The organism is Pseudomonas kuykendallii (genome assembly GCF_900106975.1).
Lineage (GTDB): Bacteria > Pseudomonadota > Gammaproteobacteria > Pseudomonadales > Pseudomonadaceae > Pseudomonas_O > Pseudomonas_O kuykendallii.
Window position 1 is genome coordinate 168,938 of the sequence record NZ_FNNU01000005.1, and the last position, 18,716, is coordinate 187,653.

General features: G+C 65.4%; 14 protein-coding genes. 9 read left to right on the forward strand and 5 right to left on the reverse strand.

The genetic code is table 11. The annotated features are described in order from the left end of the window. Positions 1-2: 2 nt before the first annotated feature. From glgX to BLV15_RS16730, 9 genes are all read left to right on the forward strand, one after another. Positions 3-2,159: a glycogen debranching protein GlgX gene (gene glgX, locus BLV15_RS16690; protein ID WP_090230751.1), complete on the forward strand. Its 2,157-nt coding sequence runs from the start codon at positions 3-5 to the stop codon at positions 2,157-2,159. Then, on the forward strand, positions 2,156-3,181 hold the full coding sequence (locus tag BLV15_RS16695) for an acyl-CoA dehydrogenase (protein ID WP_376747751.1): 1,026 nt from the start codon (positions 2,156-2,158) through the stop codon (positions 3,179-3,181). Before glgX ends, BLV15_RS16695 begins: the two co-directional genes overlap by 4 nt. Further along, on the forward strand, positions 3,178-3,936 hold the full coding sequence (locus BLV15_RS16700; protein WP_090230756.1) for a PIG-L deacetylase family protein: 759 nt from the start codon (positions 3,178-3,180) through the stop codon (positions 3,934-3,936). Before BLV15_RS16695 ends, BLV15_RS16700 begins: the two co-directional genes overlap by 4 nt. Beyond that, entirely contained in the window at positions 3,933-4,532 is a 600-nt protein-coding gene (locus BLV15_RS16705) for an SAM-dependent methyltransferase (protein WP_090230759.1), read from the forward strand. Before BLV15_RS16700 ends, BLV15_RS16705 begins: the two co-directional genes overlap by 4 nt. A gap of 182 nt (positions 4,533-4,714) precedes the next feature. Then, entirely contained in the window at positions 4,715-5,128 is a 414-nt protein-coding gene (locus BLV15_RS16710) for a CBS domain-containing protein (RefSeq protein ID WP_090230762.1), read from the forward strand. A 37-nt stretch (positions 5,129-5,165) separates the two neighbouring features. After that, entirely contained in the window at positions 5,166-5,951 is a 786-nt protein-coding gene (locus BLV15_RS16715; protein WP_245728214.1) for an endonuclease/exonuclease/phosphatase family protein, read from the forward strand. Then, positions 5,948-7,186: a cardiolipin synthase ClsB gene (gene clsB / locus BLV15_RS16720; RefSeq protein WP_090230764.1), complete on the forward strand. Its 1,239-nt coding sequence runs from the start codon at positions 5,948-5,950 to the stop codon at positions 7,184-7,186. Before BLV15_RS16715 ends, clsB begins: the two co-directional genes overlap by 4 nt. Continuing rightward, positions 7,183-8,175 (forward strand): lysylphosphatidylglycerol synthase domain-containing protein, encoded by a 993-nt coding sequence (locus BLV15_RS16725; protein WP_090230767.1) that lies wholly within the window; start codon positions 7,183-7,185, stop codon positions 8,173-8,175. Before clsB ends, BLV15_RS16725 begins: the two co-directional genes overlap by 4 nt. Positions 8,176-8,295: 120 nt before the next feature. Continuing rightward, positions 8,296-8,553 carry a DUF1652 domain-containing protein gene (locus tag BLV15_RS16730; RefSeq protein ID WP_090230768.1) on the forward strand — a complete coding sequence of 86 codons (258 nt, stop codon included), beginning with the start codon at positions 8,296-8,298 and terminating at the stop codon, positions 8,551-8,553. 125 nt (positions 8,554-8,678) lie between these two features. Here the strand turns inward: BLV15_RS16730 and glgB are convergent, their stop codons facing one another. The 5 genes from glgB to BLV15_RS16755 form a co-directional block, all read right to left on the reverse strand. Next, positions 8,679-10,892 carry a 1,4-alpha-glucan branching protein GlgB gene (gene glgB / locus BLV15_RS16735; protein ID WP_090230771.1) on the reverse strand — a complete coding sequence of 738 codons (2,214 nt, stop codon included), beginning with the start codon at positions 10,890-10,892 and terminating at the stop codon, positions 8,679-8,681. Next, a complete protein-coding gene (gene treS / locus BLV15_RS16740; RefSeq protein WP_090230774.1) occupies positions 10,889-14,221 on the reverse strand; it encodes a maltose alpha-D-glucosyltransferase in 3,333 nt (1,110 codons plus the stop codon). Before treS ends, glgB begins: the two co-directional genes overlap by 4 nt. A gap of 61 nt (positions 14,222-14,282) precedes the next feature. After that, positions 14,283-16,286, reverse strand: coding sequence for an alpha-1,4-glucan--maltose-1-phosphate maltosyltransferase (locus tag BLV15_RS16745; protein WP_090230776.1), 2,004 nt, complete (start codon positions 16,284-16,286; stop codon positions 14,283-14,285). A gap of 239 nt (positions 16,287-16,525) precedes the next feature. Next, on the reverse strand, positions 16,526-17,461 hold the full coding sequence (gene ku / locus BLV15_RS16750; RefSeq protein ID WP_090230779.1) for a non-homologous end joining protein Ku: 936 nt from the start codon (positions 17,459-17,461) through the stop codon (positions 16,526-16,528). A gap of 161 nt (positions 17,462-17,622) precedes the next feature. Then, entirely contained in the window at positions 17,623-18,636 is a 1,014-nt protein-coding gene (locus BLV15_RS16755) for a zinc-dependent alcohol dehydrogenase family protein (RefSeq protein ID WP_090230782.1), read from the reverse strand. Between the last annotated feature and the right edge of the window lie 80 nt (positions 18,637-18,716).

Here is an 18,716-nt window from a genome sequence, read left to right on the forward strand (position 1 = left end):
GCATGAGTACTGAGCGTAAAGCCGCTGCATCCGTGACCAGCCCCTCGCGAATACGCGAGGGGCTGCCCCATCCTCTCGGCGCGACCTGGGATGGATTGGGCGTTAATTTCGCGATCTTTTCCGCACACGCCACCAAGGTGGAACTCTGTCTGTTCGACGAAACGGGCGAAGTGGAACTCGAACGCATCGAACTGCCCGAGTACACCGACGAGATCTGGCACGGCTACCTGCCCGACGCCCATCCCGGACTGATCTACGGCTACCGCGTTCACGGGCCCTACGAGCCGAGCGAGGGCCACCGTTTCAACCCCAACAAATTGCTCATCGACCCCTACGCCAAGCAGCTCATCGGCGAGCTGAAATGGTCGGAGTCGCTGTTCGGCTACACCATCGGCCACAAGGACGGAGACCTTAGCTTCGACGAGCGCGACAGCGCGCCCTTCGTGCCGAAGTGCAAGGTGGTCGACCCCGCCTTCACCTGGGGCGACGACCGTCCGGTGCGTGTGCCGTGGGACCGCACGATCATCTACGAAACCCACGTTCGGGGGTTCACCAAGCGCCATCCGGATGTTCCGGAACACCTCCAGGGCACCTTCGCCGGGCTGATGCACGAGTCCGTCATCAAGTACATCCGCAAGCTCGGCGTGTCCTCGGTGGAACTGCTGCCGATCCATGGCTTCGTCCAGGACCAGCATCTGCTGGAAAAGGGCATGTCCAACTACTGGGGCTACAACAGCATCGCGTTCTTCGCACCGCATGCGAAGTACCTGGCGGGCAGCAGCATCAGCGAGTTCAAGCAGATGGTCGCGCACCTCCACGATGCCGGCCTCGAGGTGATCCTCGACGTGGTCTACAACCACACCGCCGAGGGCAACGAGCTCGGCCCGACGCTGTCGATGCGCGGCATCGACAACGCCAGCTACTACCGCCTGATGCCCGACGACAAGCGCTACTACATCAACGATTCGGGCACCGGCAACACCCTTGACCTCTCGCACCCCTGCGTGCTGCAGATGGTCACCGACTCCCTGCGCTACTGGGCCGGCGAGATGCACGTGGACGGTTTCCGCTTCGACCTGGCGACCATTCTGGGTCGCGAGCACGACGGCTTCGACGAGCGCCACGGCTTCCTGGTCGCCTGTCGCCAGGACCCGCTGCTGAGCCAGACCAAGCTGATCGCCGAGCCCTGGGACTGCGGTCCTGGCGGCTATCAGGTGGGTGGATTTCCGCCGGGCTGGATGGAGTGGAACGACCGCTTCCGCGACACCGTGCGCTCGTTCTGGAAAGGCGACGAGGGCAAGCTGTCCGAGTTCGCCAAGCGCATCACCGCCTCGGGCGACATGTACAACCAGCGTGGTCGCCGGCCATTCGCCTCGGTCAACTTCATCACCGCCCACGATGGCTTCACGCTGCACGACCTGGTGTCGTACAACGACAAGCACAACGAGGACAACGACGAGAACAACCAGGACGGCAGCAACAACAACCTGTCCTGGAACCACGGCGTCGAAGGCCCCACCGACGATCCGGAAATCCGCGCGCTGCGCCTGCGCCAGATGCGCAACTTCATGGCCACCCTACTGTTCTCGCAAGGCACGCCGATGCTGGTCGCCGGTGACGAATTCGCCCGGACCCAGCATGGCAACAACAATGCCTACTGCCAGGACAGCGAGATCGGCTGGATCGACTGGAACCTCGACGAAGACGGCGAAGCCCTGCTCGCCTTCGTTCGTCAGGCCATTCAGCTGCGTCTGAAGTACCCGATGCTGCGTCGAGGGCGTTTCCTGGTCGGCGCCTACAACGAGGAACTGGGCGTCAAGGACGTCACCTGGGTCGCGCCGAATGGCGAGGAAATGACCGTCGAGCAATGGCACGATCCGCACGGCAAATGCCTCGGCATGCTGCTCGACGGCCGCGCCCAGCCGACCGGCATTCGCCGCGCCGGCGCCGACGTCACCCTGCTGCTGATCTTCAACTCGCACTTCGACGTGGTGAATTTCCGCCTGCCAGCGGTGCCCGAGGGCGAGCACTGGACCTGCCTGGTGGATACCAACCGCGCGGACGCCAGCGGTGAGGAACTCTTCGAGTTCGACACCGAGTACGGCATCACCGGCCGCTCGCTGTTGCTCTTCGAACTGCAGAAGGTGAAGTCGGAGTGAATGAACGGGCTCTGTTGCCCGCAGCGCTGGGCGAATGGCTGAACGGCCGCGAGGATGGCCACGCGGGGCTGGGCGAGTTGATCGCCTGTCTGCGCGAGCTGCGCCTCGCCGGCCTGGACGATCTCCCTCTGCCCGGTTCCGGGCAGACCCTTCAACGCTGGCGCGCGCTCTCCTGCGTCGCCAGCCATGACCTCAACCTGTGCAAGCTCTACGAAGGCCACACCGACGCGTTGGCGGTGATGGCCGAGCTAGGCGCGCCGGCACCGGAGGAAGATTCGCTGTGGGGCATGTGGGCGGCCGAACCGCCGCAGGCCAAGGTGCGCATCGTTGCCGAGTCCGGCGGCGAAGTGCGCCTGGACGGCACCAAGGCCTGGTGCTCGGGTGCCGACCAGCTCACCCACGGCCTGCTCACCGCCTGGAACGCCAACGGCGAGCAGCAGTTGGTGGCGGTGAAGATGGACCAGCCTGGCATCAGCACAAACAGCGCTAGCTGGCAGGCGATCGGCATGGGCGCCACGCAGAGCGTCGAGGTCAGTTTCCGCCGTGCCCACGGCGTGCTCGTCGGCGGACCGGGCGATTACCTTCGTCGTCCCGGATTCTGGCAGGGCGGTGGCGGCATCGCGGCCTGCTGGCACGGTGCGGCTCAGGCCCTGGCGGAGTACCTGCGCGGCCAGGGGCGTCGCGGCGAGCCGCACACCCTGGCCCACCTGGGCGCGGTGGACGCGGCCTTGCAGGCCAGCGCCGCGCTGCTGCGCGACTGCGCCGAGTGGATCGATCGCAACCCCACCGCCAGTGCCGAATTGGCGGTCCGCCGTTCCCGTGCCGTGTGCGAGGACGCCGCGGAATCGCTGCTGCGGCACGTCGGCCGCGCGCTCGGCGCTGCGCCGCTGTGCCTGAACCGGCGCTACGCCCGGCTGGCCACCGATCTGCCGGTATTTCTGCGCCAGAGCCATGCCGAACGTGACCTGGCCGCACTCGGCGAACTGGTGGTGAGGGATCCGGCGGGCAGCTGGCTGCTATGAAGGCCAATCCCATCGTCGGCAGCGGCACCTCGATCGAGGCCTGGGCCGGGTCCCGGCACCTGGCGGAAGTGGAAGAAATCGACCTGCAGCACCTGGTCCCGACCGGCAGTCGCGCGGTGATCGTCGCGCCGCATCCGGACGATGAGGTGCTGGGGTGCGGCGGCCTGTTGCAAGCGCTGTCGCGCGCCGGCAATCCGCTGCTGCTGATTTCCGTCACCGACGGCGATGCCAGCCATCCCGGTTCGCGGCGCTGGCCGGTGGAACGGCTGGTCCAGGCCCGCCCGCTGGAAAGCGCCGAGGCGTTGCGTCGGCTGCAGATCGATGTCGACGCACTGCCGTGGATTCGCGCCGCGTTGCCCGACAGCGCCGTGGCCTCCCGGGAAGACAAGCTGCGAGCCCTCATCGCCGGGGCCTTGCAGCCGGGCGACGTGGTTTTCGCCACCTGGCGCGAGGACGGCCACTGCGACCACGAAGCGGTCGGTCGCGCCGCGGCGGCGGCTGCGAGCGCGGCAGGTGCCCGCCTTGTGGAAGTACCGATCTGGGCCTGGCACTGGGCGGACCCCGAGGACCCACGCCTGCCCTGGCAACGCGCCCGCAAGCTGGTCATCGACGAGGCCATGCTCGCGCGCAAACGCCAGGCCATGCAGGCGCACGCCAGCCAGTTGGAGGGCGATCCCGACATTCATCTGCCACCGGTGCTGGACGCGCATGCGCTCGAGCGCCTGTTGCGACCCTTCGAGGTGTTCTTCCTATGAGCGTGGGCGATGCCTATTTCGATGAACTGTTCGCCGGCAACGATGATCCCTGGGCGTTTCGCCAGCGCTGGTACGAGCGTCGCAAGCGCGCCCTGACCCTGGCCGCCCTGCCCCGCGACCGCTTCGCCGCGGCCTTCGAGCCCGGCTGCGCCAATGGTGAACTGAGCGCGGAGCTGGCCGAGCGCTGCGACAGCCTGCTCTGCGGCGATACCTCGGCCGCCGCCGTTCGGCTGGCGCGCCAGCGTCTGGAAGGGTTTCCCCACGCCCGCGTCGAGCAGATGCGCCTGCCGCAGGGGTGGCCGGAGCAGCGTTTCGACCTGATCGTCCTCAGCGAGGTCGGCTACTACCTGGCGCAGGACGATCTTCTGGCCCTGGCCGAGTGCATGCGCTCGTCGCTCACCGAGGACGGGATTCTCGTCGCCTGCCACTGGCGGCATCCCATCGACGGCTGCCCGCTGGTGGGCGACCAGGTGCACCGGCTGCTGGGCGAAGCCTTGCAGATGGAGTGCCTGATGACCCATCTCGAGCCGGATTTCGTCATGCAATCGTGGTCGCGCGACGGCGCCAGCGTGGCCGCACGCGAAGGCCTGGCCTGATTCACGTTCGGCGGCGCTGATCCTCATCGCCGAAACGCCGCTCCTCCCCGTCATCGCCCTCTGGCACGTCTCGTGCCGGAACCCTCTTCCTCCTGATCAGTCGGAATAACTAGGCGCCCATTGCGGGCGCAGCCTGCGGCCTTGCGGCTGCAGCGCCGGTTTTTCGCAAATGGAGCCAGCCCATGAAGATCAATCAGATCATGACCCGCAACGTGCAGACGCTGCGTCCGGATCAGAGCATTCGCGATGCGGCGACGCTGATGGCGAGGATCGACACCGGCGCCCTTCTGGTTCACGAGAACGGCCGCCTGGTGGGCATGGTCACCGACCGCGACATCACCCTGCGCGCCGTCGCCCAGGGTCTCGACGCTGACACGCCGGTACGCCGGATCATGAGCTCGGGGGTGCGCTACTGCTTCGATGACGAGGACGTGCAGCAGGTCGCCCGCAACATGGCGCACAACCAGATGCGCCGTCTGCCGGTCCTCAATCGCGAGAAGCGCCTGGTTGGCGTGGTGTCGCTCGGCAACATCGCCAGCACGTTCAGTGATCGCGCCCAGAGCACCGTGCTGCTCGGTGTGGCCCAGGCCCACTGAGCGCCCCGCACCGGCAAAGACGCCAAGGAGTTCGGATTTGAATTTGCAAAGCTCTCAACTGGATGCGCACCTGGCAAGTTCGGTGCATTCGCTGAAGGTGCTGACGGTGAACACGCACAAGGGTTTCACGCTGTTCAACCGGCGCTTCATCCTGCCCGAGCTGCGCGATGCGGTGCGCAGCATTTCCGCCGACATCGTGTTCCTGCAGGAAGTCCACGGCACCCATGAGAAGCACGCGCTGCGGTTTCCCGACTGGCCGGCCACCTCGCAGTACGAGTTTCTCGCCGACAGCATGTGGAGCGACTTCGCCTATGGCCGCAACGCGGTCTACCAGGATGGCGACCACGGCAACGCGCTGCTCTCCAAGTTTCCGATCCTGCGCTACCAGAACCTCGACGTGTCGATCAGCGGTCCGGAGCGGCGCGGGCTGCTGCACTGCGAGTTGCAGGTGCCCGGTCATGACGCCTTCCACGCCATCTGCGTTCACCTCGGGCTGCGCGAGGCGCACCGCCAGCAGCAGCTGGGTCTGCTCTGCGAACTGATCTCCAGCCTGCCACCGGATGCGCCGGTGGTGGTGGCCGGCGACTTCAACGACTGGCGGCTCAAGGCCAGCCCGGTGCTGGAGCGCGGCGCGAACATGCACGAGGCCTTCGCCCGGGAGCACGGCATCGTCGCCCGGAGCTTCCCGGCGCACTGGCCACTGCTGCGCCTGGACCGCGTCTACGTGCGCAACGCCACCACGCGCAACCCGCAGGTTCTGTCGAACCGGCCCTGGTCGCACTTGTCAGACCATGTACCCCTGGCCGTGGAGATCCACCTATGAAATTCAGCTGGCGTGATGGAAACCGCCTGCAGTTGCTGGAAAACGGTGAGGAGTTCTTCCCACGCGTATTCGAGATGATTCGTCAGGCGAAAAAGGAAGTCCTGCTGGAGACCTTCATCGTCTATCAGGACAAGGTCGGCAACGAGCTGCGCGACGTGTTGATCGAGGCCGCCCAACGCGGTGTGCGCGTCGACATCACGCTGGACGGCTATGGCTGCGCGGACCTGACCCCGGACTACATCTCCGGGCTGACCTCCGCTGGCGTGCGCCTGCACCTGTTCGACCCGCAGCCCAAGTTCCTAGGCATGCGCACCAACCTGTTCCGCCGCCTGCACCGCAAGATCGTGGTGATCGACGGTGAGCGCGCGTTCATCGGCGGAATCAACTACTCCGCCGATCACCTGGCCGATTTCGGCCCGGAGGCCAAGCAGGACTATGCCGTGGAGATCGAAGGCCCGGCCGTCGACGACATCCACCGCTTCGCGCTGAAGACCATCGCCCCCCGCGAGCATCCGAAGCGCTGGTGGCAGCGCCGCGTACAGGAGTCCATCGGGCGAACCTACAACCACAGCCGGGGCAACGCCCGGGTGCTGTTGGTCACTCGGGACAACGAGAACCATCGCAATGACATCGAGGAGCACTACCTCGAGGCGATCCGTTCGGCGCGCAGCCACCTGCTGATCGCCAACGCCTACTTCTTCCCCGGTTATCGTGTGCTCCGGGAAATTCGCAATGCGGCCCGCCGTGGCGTGCGGGTTCGCCTGATTCTGCAGGGCCAGCCGGACATGCCGATCGCCAAGCTCGCCGCACGGATGCTCTACAACTACCTGCTGCGCGACGGTGTGCAGATCTTCGAATACTGCCGGCGCCCACTGCACGGCAAGGTGGCGTTGGCGGATCACGACTGGTCCACCGTGGGTTCCAGCAACCTCGACCCGCTGAGCCTGTCGCTGAACTTGGAAGCCAACGTGATCGTCCGCGACCCGGTGTTCAACCGGCACCTGCACGAGCGCCTCGACCTGCTGATCCAGGACCACTGCAAGACGGTTCCCCTGGAGCGCATGGTGCGCGGCTACTTCTGGCGTGCGCCGCTGGTGTTCCTGATCTTCCACTTCCTGCGCTATTTCCCCTCGATGATCGCCAAGTTGCCGGCTAGCCCGCCGCGCCTCGCACTCATCGAACCTCCGACGGTGGAATCCCCCGCCGTCGCCAATCTGCAGCGAGACGGCCAATGAGCGCATCCAGCGGAACCCGGCAGCCTTCGTTCGCCGAACGCCATCGATGGTGGCCGGTCGCGAAGAAACTGCTGACCTATGCGTTCTTCATTATGGTGGTGGTGCTGCTGGTCGCCCTGGCGAAGAAGGTGGACTGGGACGAAGTGGTGACCACCCTGCGTGCGTACAGCATGAAGACGCTCCTGCTGGCCGGCCTTGCGACGCTGGGCAGCTACCTCGTCTACACCAGCTTCGACCTGCTGGGTAAGCGCTACACGCGGCACAGCCTGCCGGCATCGCAAATCCTGCCGGTGACCTTCGTCTGCTATGCCTTCAACCTCAACCTCAGTGCCTGGGTGGGCGGTATCGCCTTCCGCTACCGGCTGTATTCGCGCCTCGGCCTGAAGAATTCGGTGATCACCCAGATCTTCACCCTGAGCCTGATGACCAACTGGCTTGGCTACATGGCGCTGGGCGGGACGGTATTCGCCCTGGGCTGGGTGAAGATGCCGGAAAGCTGGTCCATCGGCACGGGCACCTTACGTCTGATCGGCGTGCTGCTGGTCGCGGTGACGCTGATCTACCTCGGCCTCTGCGCCTTCTCCAAACGCCGTGCCTGGACCATCCGTGGCCATGAGATCGGCTTGCCGTCGCTGCGCATGGCCGCCAGCCAACTGGTGCTTGGCGGCTGCAACTGGGGGCTGATGGCGCTGGTGGTGTACATCATGCTGCAGGAGAAGGTCGATTATCCGACCGTGCTGGGCGTCCTGCTGATCAGCAGTATCGCCGGGGTCGTCACCCACATTCCGGCCGGGCTTGGGGTGCTGGAGACGGTGTTCGTGACCCTGCTGCAGGGGCAGGTTTCCAAAGGCAGCATGCTCGCCGCGCTGATCGGCTATCGCGTGCTCTACTTCCTGATCCCGCTGTTGCTCGCCTCGCTGGTGTACCTCCTGCTGGAGTCCCAGGCGAAAAAACTGCGCAACATGAACAGCGACAAACAGGCCGTCTGATCCTCGCCCGGCACGCTCCGCCCGGCCCGTGCGCCACCGGGCGGAATGCCGCTTCGCTTCGTTGAAATGTCACCAAATACGGCTAGCCTTGTTGGACACTACGAACGTGGGTGAGCCAACATGATGACGATCTCTTTTCAGGAGGCTCGGCAAATCATCGAGCTGTCCTTCGTACCGCTTGCCTGCGAATGCAAGGAAGAGGAACAGGGCATTACTGTCCGTCTGTTCCACGCGCAGAGCGGCGAACCGCAACTGGTGGTCACGGCCATCGCGCCCGAGCGCTATGCCAGCATCCGTGCGATTTCCCAGCTGGTCTTGGAGATTCGCCAGGAGCTGTCCGTTGCCAAACTCCGCAAGCAGATGAGCTACAGCCTCTAAGCCCCTGCCCGACCGTGTTCACGGTCGGGCTTTCGCCCTTCCCGCCCCGACCTATCCTTGAATGCAAAACGCCGGACGATCATGTCCGGCGTTTGCTTTTCAGGGAAGGCGCGCGAGGCAGCCGATCAGGCGGGGCGCAGGATCAGCACGCCAAGCGGTGGCAGGTTGAGGGACAGCGACTGCTTCTCGCCGTGGCTATCGATGCTCTCGGCGAGGATCGTCCCTGAATTGCCCAGGTTCGAGCCGGCGTAGCATTCGGCGTCACTGTTGAACAGCTCCTGCCAGTTGCCTCCACGCGGCACGCCGATGCGATAACCGTGACGTGGCACCGGCGTGAAGTTGGCGACCACCAGCAAGGGCTCGCCCGCCAGGCTCCAGCGCAGCCAGGCGTAGACACTATTCCCCGAGTCGTCCCCGATCAGCCACTGGAAGCCTTCCGCATCGCAGTCGCGCTCGTGCAACGCGGGCTGCTCGCGATACAGCCGGTTGAGGTCGCTGACCAGGCGCTGCACGCCCTGGTGATCGGCGTACTTCGTCAGGTACCAGTCCAGTTCGCGGTCGTGGCTCCATTCGCGCCACTGGCCGAACTCGCAGCCCATGAACAGCAGCTTCTTGCCCGGATGCGTCCACATGAACGACAGGTAGGCGCGCAGGTTGGCGAATTTCTGCCAGCGATCGCCGGGCATCTTGTCGATCAGCGAACGTTTGCCGTGCACCACTTCATCGTGGGAGATCGGCAGCACGAAGCGTTCGGAGAAGGCGTACAGCAGGCCGAACGTCAGCTTGTCGTGGTGATAGCGGCGGTTGATCGAGTCTTCTTCGATGTACTTGAGGCTGTCGTGCATCCAGCCCATGTTCCATTTGTAATCGAAGCCCAGCCCGCCTTCCGAGGTCGGCTTGCTGACGCCCGGCCAGGCGGTGGATTCTTCGGCGATCACCAGGGCGCCGGGCGCCTCGACGTTCACCACATCGTTCAGGTGGCGGAGGAAGTCGATGGCTTCGAGGTTCTCGCGCCCGCCGAAGCGGTTCGGCACCCATTCGCCCTGCTTGCGCGAATAGTCGCGGTAGAGCATCGAGGCCACCGCATCCACGCGCAGCGCGTCGATGTGGAAGTCCTTCAGCCAGTGCAGCGCCGAAGCGATCATGAAACCGTGCACCTCGGTGCGGCCGAGGTTGTAGATGTAGGTTTCCCAATCCTGGTGGAAGCCTTCCAGCGGGTTTTCGTACTCGTACAGCGCGGTGCCGTCGAAGCGCGCCAGGCCGTGCGGGTCGGTGGGGAAATGCGCGGGCACCCAGTCGAGAATCACACCGATGCCGGCACCGTGGCAGGCGTCGACGAAGGCGGCGAAGTCCTGTGGTGTGCCGAAGCGTCCGCTCGGGGCGAACTGCGACAGCGGCTGGTAACCCCAGGAACCGCCGAACGGGTGTTCCATGATCGGCAGCAGCTCGATGTGGGTGAAGCCCATTTCCTGGACGTAGGGAATCAGTCGCTCGGCCAGTTCCCGCCAGTTGTAGAGGCGCCCTTCGTCACCGCCCTCGCGGCGCCAGGAGGCGGCGTGCAACTCGTAGATCGACAACGGCGCGCTCACCGCCTGGCGCTGCCCGCGCTGCTCCATCCACTCGCGGTCCTGCCAGTCGTGGCGCAACGGCGCCGCAACGATGGACGCGGTGCTGGGTGGCGTCTCCGTGGACAGCGCCATCGGGTCCGCCTTCAGTGGCAGCACACCGTCCTGGCCGAGCAGCTCGAACTTGTAGGGTTCGCCGGGCTGCAGCCGCGGAATGAAGATCTCCCACACACCGCTAGGATGGCGCAGGCGCATCGGGTGGCGACGACCGTCCCAGCCGTTGAAGGCGCCGACCACCGAAACGCGCCGGGCATTCGGTGCCCACACGGCGAAGCGCACGCCCTCGACGTCGCCCAGCGTGACCACCTGCGCGCCGAGGCAGCGCCCCAGGTCGCGGTGATTGCCTTCGGCGAACAGGTAGAGGTCCATTTCGCCCAGCAGCTCACCATAGCTGTAGGGGTCTTCGGTGATCTGCTCGCCGGTCGCCCAGCGGATGTGCAGCAGGTACGGCTGGGCGATGTCGAGACGGCAGAAATACAGGCCGGGCGCCTGCGCCTGGTCCATCGCGCAGATGCGGTTGCCGGTGTCGCGTTCGAGGACATCCACCCCCAGCGCGTTGGGCAGGTAGGCGCGGATGATCAGCCCGTCGCGGTCCGGGTGTGGACCGAGAATCGAGAACGGGTCGCCATGCTCGGCGCGAATCAGCGCCTCCACGGCGGAATCGTCGGGCAGCAGGCCGACCCCTGGGAGGGAAATGGCCGGGCGGTCACTCATGAGTTGGTGTCTCCATCGGATAGCTGTTGCGCCAGGTCGAGCAGGCCCTGCACCGGCACGCTTAACCACGCCGGGCGGTTCTCGGCTTCGTAGGCAATTTCGTAAGCGGCCTTCTCGAGGCTGAACAATACCAGCGCAGCCTCGTCTCCACCCTCCTCTGACCACGCGTGCGGCAAATCGGCAGCAGCGGCCCGGTAGGCTTCGAGGAAAACCAGACCAGCCGTCTGCCGATAGGTCTCGGCGATCTTGCGTCGGGCGGCATCCGCCTCGGCGGAAACGTCCGCCGTATGGGTGCTCCTGATCGCCATCGCGGCGGCGTAGTCGAACGAGCGCAGGATGCCGCTGACGTCCTTGTACGGGCTGTGCTTGGCGCGCCGCTCCGCCAGCGACCGGGCCGGCTCGCCCTCGAAGTCGATGAAGTAGGCATCGCCCTTCACCACCAGCACCTGGCCGAGGTGCAGGTCGCCATGCACACGAATGCGCAGGCCACCCACCGCCCGCTTGGCCAGCGTATCGACGGCGCCGAGCAGGCGTTTGCGCTGCTTGAGCAGCGCGGCGATGGCCTCTCCCGTTTCCACGTCGACAGTGCTGCGGCCTTCGAGAAGGGAGAACGCATGCTCGAGCTGCTGGCGAATGCTCTTCGCCAGGGCGGCGCCGTCCTTCTTGCTGGTCGCCTCCGCCTTGAAGTCGGCATTGTCGGTCGGCGCGGCGAGCACCGTGTGCATCTCACCCAGGCGCTGCCCGAGCAGGCGCGAGAAGTCCTGCAACTCGGCGAGGGTGCTGTACTGGTTCTCGTGGCCGGAGAGCCCGCCGGCGATCTCGTCGCGGATCGCCCGTTCCAGGCTGTTCTGCGTCCACTCCCAGGCATCGCCCTGGTTGGCCATGTAGCGCTGCAGGATCATCAGCACGTGGCCTTCGCCGTTGGCGTCTATGCGCTGCACTTCGCCCAGCACGGCGGCGATGTTGGGGAATTCCCCGGCGGTGAGGTAGAGGCCCATCTCCAGTTCCGGATGCACACCGGCGGACACGCGGCGCAACAGCTTGAGCACCATCGAGTCGCCGATCACCACCGAGCTGTTGGACTGCTCGGCGGACAGGTAGCGCACGCTGGAGTCGGCAGGTTCCTCGATGGCCGCCAGCTGCGCCGTAGGCACGAAGCGGATTTCGCCAGCCTCGCTGCTCACCTGCTGCTCGCTGCGCAACGCCTGGAGCACCGAACGAACGAAGCTCTCCAGGGTAAAGGCGTCGGTCAGCAGGCCGACCTGGCGCCCGCGGCGCACCCGCGCCAGCGCGAGTTGTTGCGGCAGCGCGGCGCCGAATTCCTCTTCCGGCAGGAAGCCGAGCGGCAGCTGGAAGCGGCTGGTGGCGGTATCGGTTTCCACCTCGATCTCGCTGAGCAGCATCGGCCGCGGGCCGTCGTTCAGGCGCGTCGCGTAGGCGATCCTGACGTTCCTGATCACCGAATCCTTGCCGGGGAACCAGCGCCGCTTGGGCAGATAAGCCGGCAGCGAGGTGCCTTCCAGCACGCCGCGCGACGGCTCCTCGAGGAGTTCCTCGACGCGGCGCTTGAGCACCAGCGTCGGGAAGTCCGGCATGGTTTCGACCGGAACCTGGTGCCAGCTCGGCATGGTCGCCTCGGAGGCCAGCAGGAACCAGTAGAAGCCATAGGGCGGCAGCGTCAGCAGGTACGGCAGTTGACCGATGGGCGGGAAGGCACTGCCACCGAGCATTTCCACCGGCACCCGGCCTTCCAGCGCGGAAAGATCCAGCTCCACGGCCTGGGCGGCGCGGGACACGTTGGCCACGCAGAGGATGGTTTCGTGTTCGCCGTTGGGGCCGTCGAACTCGCGCAGGTAAGCGAGGATGCGCCGGTTGCTCGGTGCGAGCATCTTCAGCGTGCCGCGGCCGAAGGCCTTCTGCTGCTTGCGCACGGCGAGCATGCGCCGCGTCCAGTTGAGCAGCGAATGCGGATCGCGCGACTGTGCCTCGACGTTGATCGCCTGATAGCCGTACAGCGAATCCATGATCGAGGGCAGCACCAGACTGGCCGGATCGGCGCGCGAGAAGCCGCCGTTGCGGTCCACCGACCACTGCATTGGCGTGCGCACGCCGTCACGGTCGCCCAGGTGGATGTTGTCGCCCATGCCGATCTCGTCGCCGTAATACAGCGTCGGCGTGCCCGGCATCGACAGCAGCAGGCTGTTGAGCAGCTCGATGCGCCGGCGGTCGCGCTCCAGCAGCGGCGCCAGGCGGCGACGGATGCCGAGGTTGATGCGCGCGCGGCGGTCGGCGGCGTAGTAGTTCCAGAGGTAGTCGCGCTCGCGGTCGGTGACCATCTCCAGGGTCAGCTCATCGTGGTTGCGCAGGAAGATCGACCATTGGCAGTTGGCCGGGATTTCAGGGGTCTGGCGCAGGATGTCGGTGATCGGGAAGCGGTCTTCCTGGGCGATTGCCATGTACATCCGCGGCATCAGCGGGAAGTGGAACGCCATGTGGCACTCGTCGCCATCGCCGAAGTACAGCTGGGTGTCTTCCGGCCACTGGTTGGCCTCGGCCAGCAGCATCCGGTCCGGGTAGTTGGCGTCGATCTCGGCGCGGATCTGCTTGAGCACCGCATGGGTTTCCGGCAGGTTCTCGTTGTTGGTGCCGTCGCGCTCGATCAGGTAGGGAATCGCGTCCAGGCGCAGGCCGTCGATACCCATGTCCAGCCAGTAGCGCATGATCGAGATCACCGCTTTCATCACCTGCGGGTTGTCGAAGTTCAGATCCGGCTGGTGCGAATAGAAACGGTGCCAGAAGTACTGCTGGGCGACCGGGTCCCAGGTCCAATTGGACTTTTCGGTATCGAGGAAGATGATCCGCGTGCCGTCGTATTTCTGGTCGCTATCGGACCAGACGTAGAAGTCACGGGCCTTGGAGCCTTTCTTCGCCTTGCGCGCGCGCTGGAACCACGGGTGCTGGTCCGAGGTGTGGTTGATGACCAGCTCGGTGATCACCCGCAGCCCGCGGGCATGCGCCTCGGCGATGAAGCGGCGGGCGTCGGCCATGGTCCCGTAATCGGGATGGATGCCGCGGTATTCGGCGATGTCGTAGCCATCGTCGCGACGCGGCGAGGGATAGAACGGCAGTAGCCAGATGGTGTTCACGCCGAGTTCGGCGATGTAGTCGAGCTTCTCGATCAGGCCGGGGAAGTCGCCGATTCCGTCGTTGTTGGAGTCGTAGAAGGATTTCACATGGACCTGGTAGATGACCGCGTCCTTGTACCAGAGCGGATCGTCGATGAACGCGGCAGGCTTGCGGGAACGTGGGCTTTTCTTGGGCTTCGCCATCGTGGCTTTCCTTCTTGGCCGGGCGCGCGGCGCCCGAAATGTCGCTGTGAGGCGGTTGGGTTCAGTTCGCGCTGATGCGCCAGATTCCGAACGGCTGATGCCAGGGCTCGATGCGCATCCACTGGTTCTTGCCGTGCCAGGTCCAGCGGTGCCCGGTCATCAGGTCTTCACCGTGGGTGTCGGCATGGTCGGGCAGGCCCAGTTCCCAGAGCGGCAACTCGAAGTGCGCTTCCTGAGCGTTGAACGGATCGAGGCAGACGGCGACCAGGATGAAGTTGGAGCGATCCGCCGTGCGCTTGCCGAAGTAGAAGATGTTGTCGTTCCAGGCGGTGTAGGCCTGGAAGCCCAGGTGCGTCTGCAGCGCGGGGTTCTGCCGGCGAATGCGGTTGAGCTGGGCGATCTCGGCGCTGATGTTGCCGGGCGCGGTGTAGTCGCGCGGGCGCAGCTGGTACTTCTCGGAGTCCAGGTACTCTTCCTTGCCCGGTATCGGCGCGGACTCGCACAGCTCGAAGCCGGAATACATGCCCCACAGGCCGGAGCCCATGGTCGCCAGGGCGGCGCGGATGAGAAACCCGGCGCGCCCGCTTTCATGCAGGAACACCGGGTTGATATCCGGTGTGTTGACGAAGAAATTCGGTCGGTAGCAGTCGCGCAGCGGCGGCTGGTTCAGCTCGGTGTAATAGCTAGTCAGCTCGTCCTTGGTGGTGCGCCAGGTGAAGTAGGTGTAGCTCTGGTTGAAGCCGGCCTTGCCCAGGCGCGCCATCATCGCCGGCTTGGTGAAGGCCTCGGCGAGGAACAGCACCTCGGGATGCTTGTGGCGGATATCGGCGATCAGCCACTCCCAGAAGGGCAGCGGCTTGGTGTGCGGGTTGTCGACGCGGAAAATCTTGACGCCCTCTTCCACCCAGCCGGCCACCACGTCGCGCAGGGCGATCCACAGGTCGGGCATGGCGTCTTCGGCGTAGAAGTCGACGTTGACGATGTCCTGGTACTTCTTCGGCGGGTTCTCCGCGTAGCGGATGGTCCCGTCCGGACGCCAGGCGAACCAGCCCGGATGCTCCTTGAGCCAGGGATGGTCCTGGGAACACTGGATGGCGAAATCCAGGGCGATCTCAAGCCCGTGCTCGGCCGCCGCGGCCACCAGCTCGCGGAAATCCTCGCGGCTGCCGAGTTGCGGGTGGATCGCCTCGTGGCCGCCTTCGGCGCTACCGATGGCATACGGGCTGCCGGGATCGTCCGGCCCGGCGAACAGGGAGTTGTTCGGGCCCTTGCGATGCGCCCGGCCGATCGGATGGATCGGCGGGAAGTACAGGACATCGAAGCCCATGTCGCGGATGCGCGGCAACTGGCCGATGACATCGTTGAAGGTGCCGTGACGCGCCGGGTCGTCGGTCTGCGAGCGCGGGAAGAGCTCGTACCAGCTGGCGAACTGGCTTTGCGTGCGCTCCACCTCCAGCGGGAACACGTTGCTGCGCACCAGGTGCTTCTTCTCGTCCGCCTCGGCCATCGCCTGCGCCGCCTCGTCGGAGAGCAGCACGGCGACCCTGGCGGTCTGGTCCGGCGCCGTGCCGAACTTGTCCAGCAGCCCGCTGATCACGTCGCGGGCCTGGCCCTGGGCGAAGCCGAACACGCGCATCAGGTGAGCGCGACCTTCCTCGATTTCGAGATCGATGGACACGCCGGCCGCGTGCTTCTTGCTCAACTCGTAGCGATAGGACTCGAACAGGTCCCACCAGGCCTCTACGACGAAATGGTGGCGACAGACGCGGATCGGCGTGAAACGCCCTTGCCAGGCGTCGTTGCCCAGCTCGGCCAGCGGCACCCGGTGCCACTCGGCTTCGTCGTCGGCGCGCCAGGCGATGCAGGCGCCGAGCTTGTCGTGGCCATCGGCGAAAATCTTCGCGTCGACGATCACCGGTTGCCCGGCGATGGTCTTGGCGGCGAAACGGCCCTCATCGAGCGTGGGCTGACACGCTTCGATGGCGATTCGTGGCAGTTGCAGGGCGCGATCCAGCGTCAGCAGCGTGCCCTGTTCGCGTGGATCGTGGATGGGAGCATCTGGCATCGAGCGACTCCTGAATGGCGCATCGGGTGAACTGCTTCGCCTGCCGCCCTGGCAAGAAGCTGATCGTTGAAGGCGGTAGGAGAGGCTGAAAAGAGATGGCCGCGGTGCGCTGCGACCCTGTTAATTCCGAACGGGAGGCATCCCAAAAGTTCCTCCCGCAAGACGCCCGTCGCCGCCACCGATGGATCGGTGAGGCCTCTGCGGCGCGGGCGTTCGGCCATTCTCCGACAGCCGCCTGCTCAACTGGCCTTTTTCTTCGTTGTACGGCCGGCGGCCGGTTTCGTCGCCGTCTTGGCCGCCGGTTTGCGCGCCGGTTTTTCGGCTTTTTCGATCTTCTCGGTTTTCTTTGGCGCCGCCTTCGCCGCCGGCTTGCTCGCGGCGGGCTTGGCGCCGAGGCTGCGCTTGAGCAGTTCGGTCAGGTCGATCACGTCGGCGCTGCGACGCTCGCCACCGTCGTCGTCGGGCTCGCTGACGGCTTCCACCTTGCCCTCCTTCGCCTTCTGCTCCACCAGCGCCATGATCTGTTCCTGGAAGGTGTCCTTGTACTGTTCCGGCTGCCAGTCTTCGCTCATTTCCTCGATGAGCCGGGTCGCCATGTCGAGTTCACGCTTGGCCAGGTCGGGCTTGATCGCCTCGTCCTTCAGTTCGAGTGCCTCGATCCCGCGGACCTCGTCAGCCCAGCGCAGGGTGTTGAGCACCAGCGCCTCGCCCAGCGGCATGACCACCGCCAGGTGCTGTTTGGTGTGCAGCACGACATTCGCCAGCCCGACCTTGCCGGTGGCTACCAGTGCCTCGCGCAGCAGCGCGTAGACCTTCTCGCCGCGGCGGTCGGGTGTCAGGTAGTACGGCGTATCGATGAACAGGAAGGGGATTTTCTCGGCATCGACGAAGGCGACGATATCCACGGTCTGGGTGACTTTCGGGTGCGCGGCGCGGATTTCCTCCTCGCTGATCACCACGTAGTTGCCCTTCTCCAGTTCGACGCCCTTGACGATGTTTTCCTTCTCGATGTCCTTGCCGGTGACCTTGTTGATCCGCTTGTAGCCCACCGGGTCCATGCTGCGCTTGTCCAGCCAGTCGAAGTCGACGCCCTGGCGCGTGGTCGCCGGCACCAGCGCCACGGGAATGTGCACCAGGCCGAAACTCACCGCGCCCTTCCAGATTACCCTCGGCATGTCGTTCTCCTCGTTTCTCACGTCCTATGAGGAGTGGGCCGGGCGAAAAAAAGTTTCGCCCGGACGACCAGCCGTCAAGCGCCGCCGTGCGGGCCGCCGCGGTTTTCGGCGCGCAAAAAAAATGCCGCCCGAGGGCGGCATTGTGTGTCATGAAACGCGCATCAGACCTTCAGTACGACCCGGCCACGGCAGTCGCCGCTTTCCAGATACTGGTGCGCCGCGACCACGTCCTCGAACGCGAAGACCTTGTCGATGTTCGCCCGCAGCAGCCCGTCGCGGGTCAGCTGGTTGATCTGCGCCAGCGCCCGCTCGACCACCTCGTGCTCCGGCTGGATGCCCAGCTCCGGGCTGCCGGTGAAATCCACCAGGCAGTGCACGAAGAACTTGAAGTTCTTCTCGAACGCCGCACAGGCCGGAAACGGTGTCTGGTTGCCGCCGTTCAGTCCGTAGAGAATCAGCTTACCGCGCGGCGCCATGATGTCGCCGAGCAGGCCCATCTGCGGGCCGCCGCAGGCATCCAGCACCACATCCACGCCGTGCCCGTCGGTGAGCTTCTTGAGGCGTCCGACCAGGTCTTCTTCCTCGGTGGCGATGACCTTGTCTGCGCCGAGGCCGATCAGGTAATCGCGATCGTCCGAGGTGTCGCTGGTGGCGAACACCTGGGCGCCCAGCGCCTTGGCCATCTGGATCGAGGATGGTCCCGAACAGTGGCTGGCGTCGGTGATCAGTACACGCTGGCCGGCCTTCATTCGCGCCAGCTCGGTGAAACCCAGATAGGCGATCAGCAGCGGCATGTAGTGCACCGCGGCCTGCTCGGCGCTGAGCACGTCCGGGTAACGAGTCAGCGAGGTGCTCGGCATCAGCATGCATTCGCCATACGCCGGGTACTCGTTGACGCTGTGGCCCAGGAAGCTCGCGACACGGTCGCCGACCTTGAAACGAGTGACTTCGCTACCGATCGCGATGACCTCGCCGGCCAGCTCGCTGCCAAGCCCCGCGGGGAGTTGCGCATGCTGCGGTGCCAGGTCCTGGCGCCAGAGCACATCGCCCCAATTGACGCCGATCGCCTCGACACGCACCAGCACTTCACCGGCATTCGGCTGGCGAACAGACTGTTCTTCGATCCTCAGCACATCGGCCGGACCGAACTGGTGGAAACGGATCACGCGGTTCATCGCATACCTCGAATTCACTCTCAATGCCTACGGACTTTATCCGTTGAAGGGAGGCAACTCTACCTGTCGGCATCGATAGT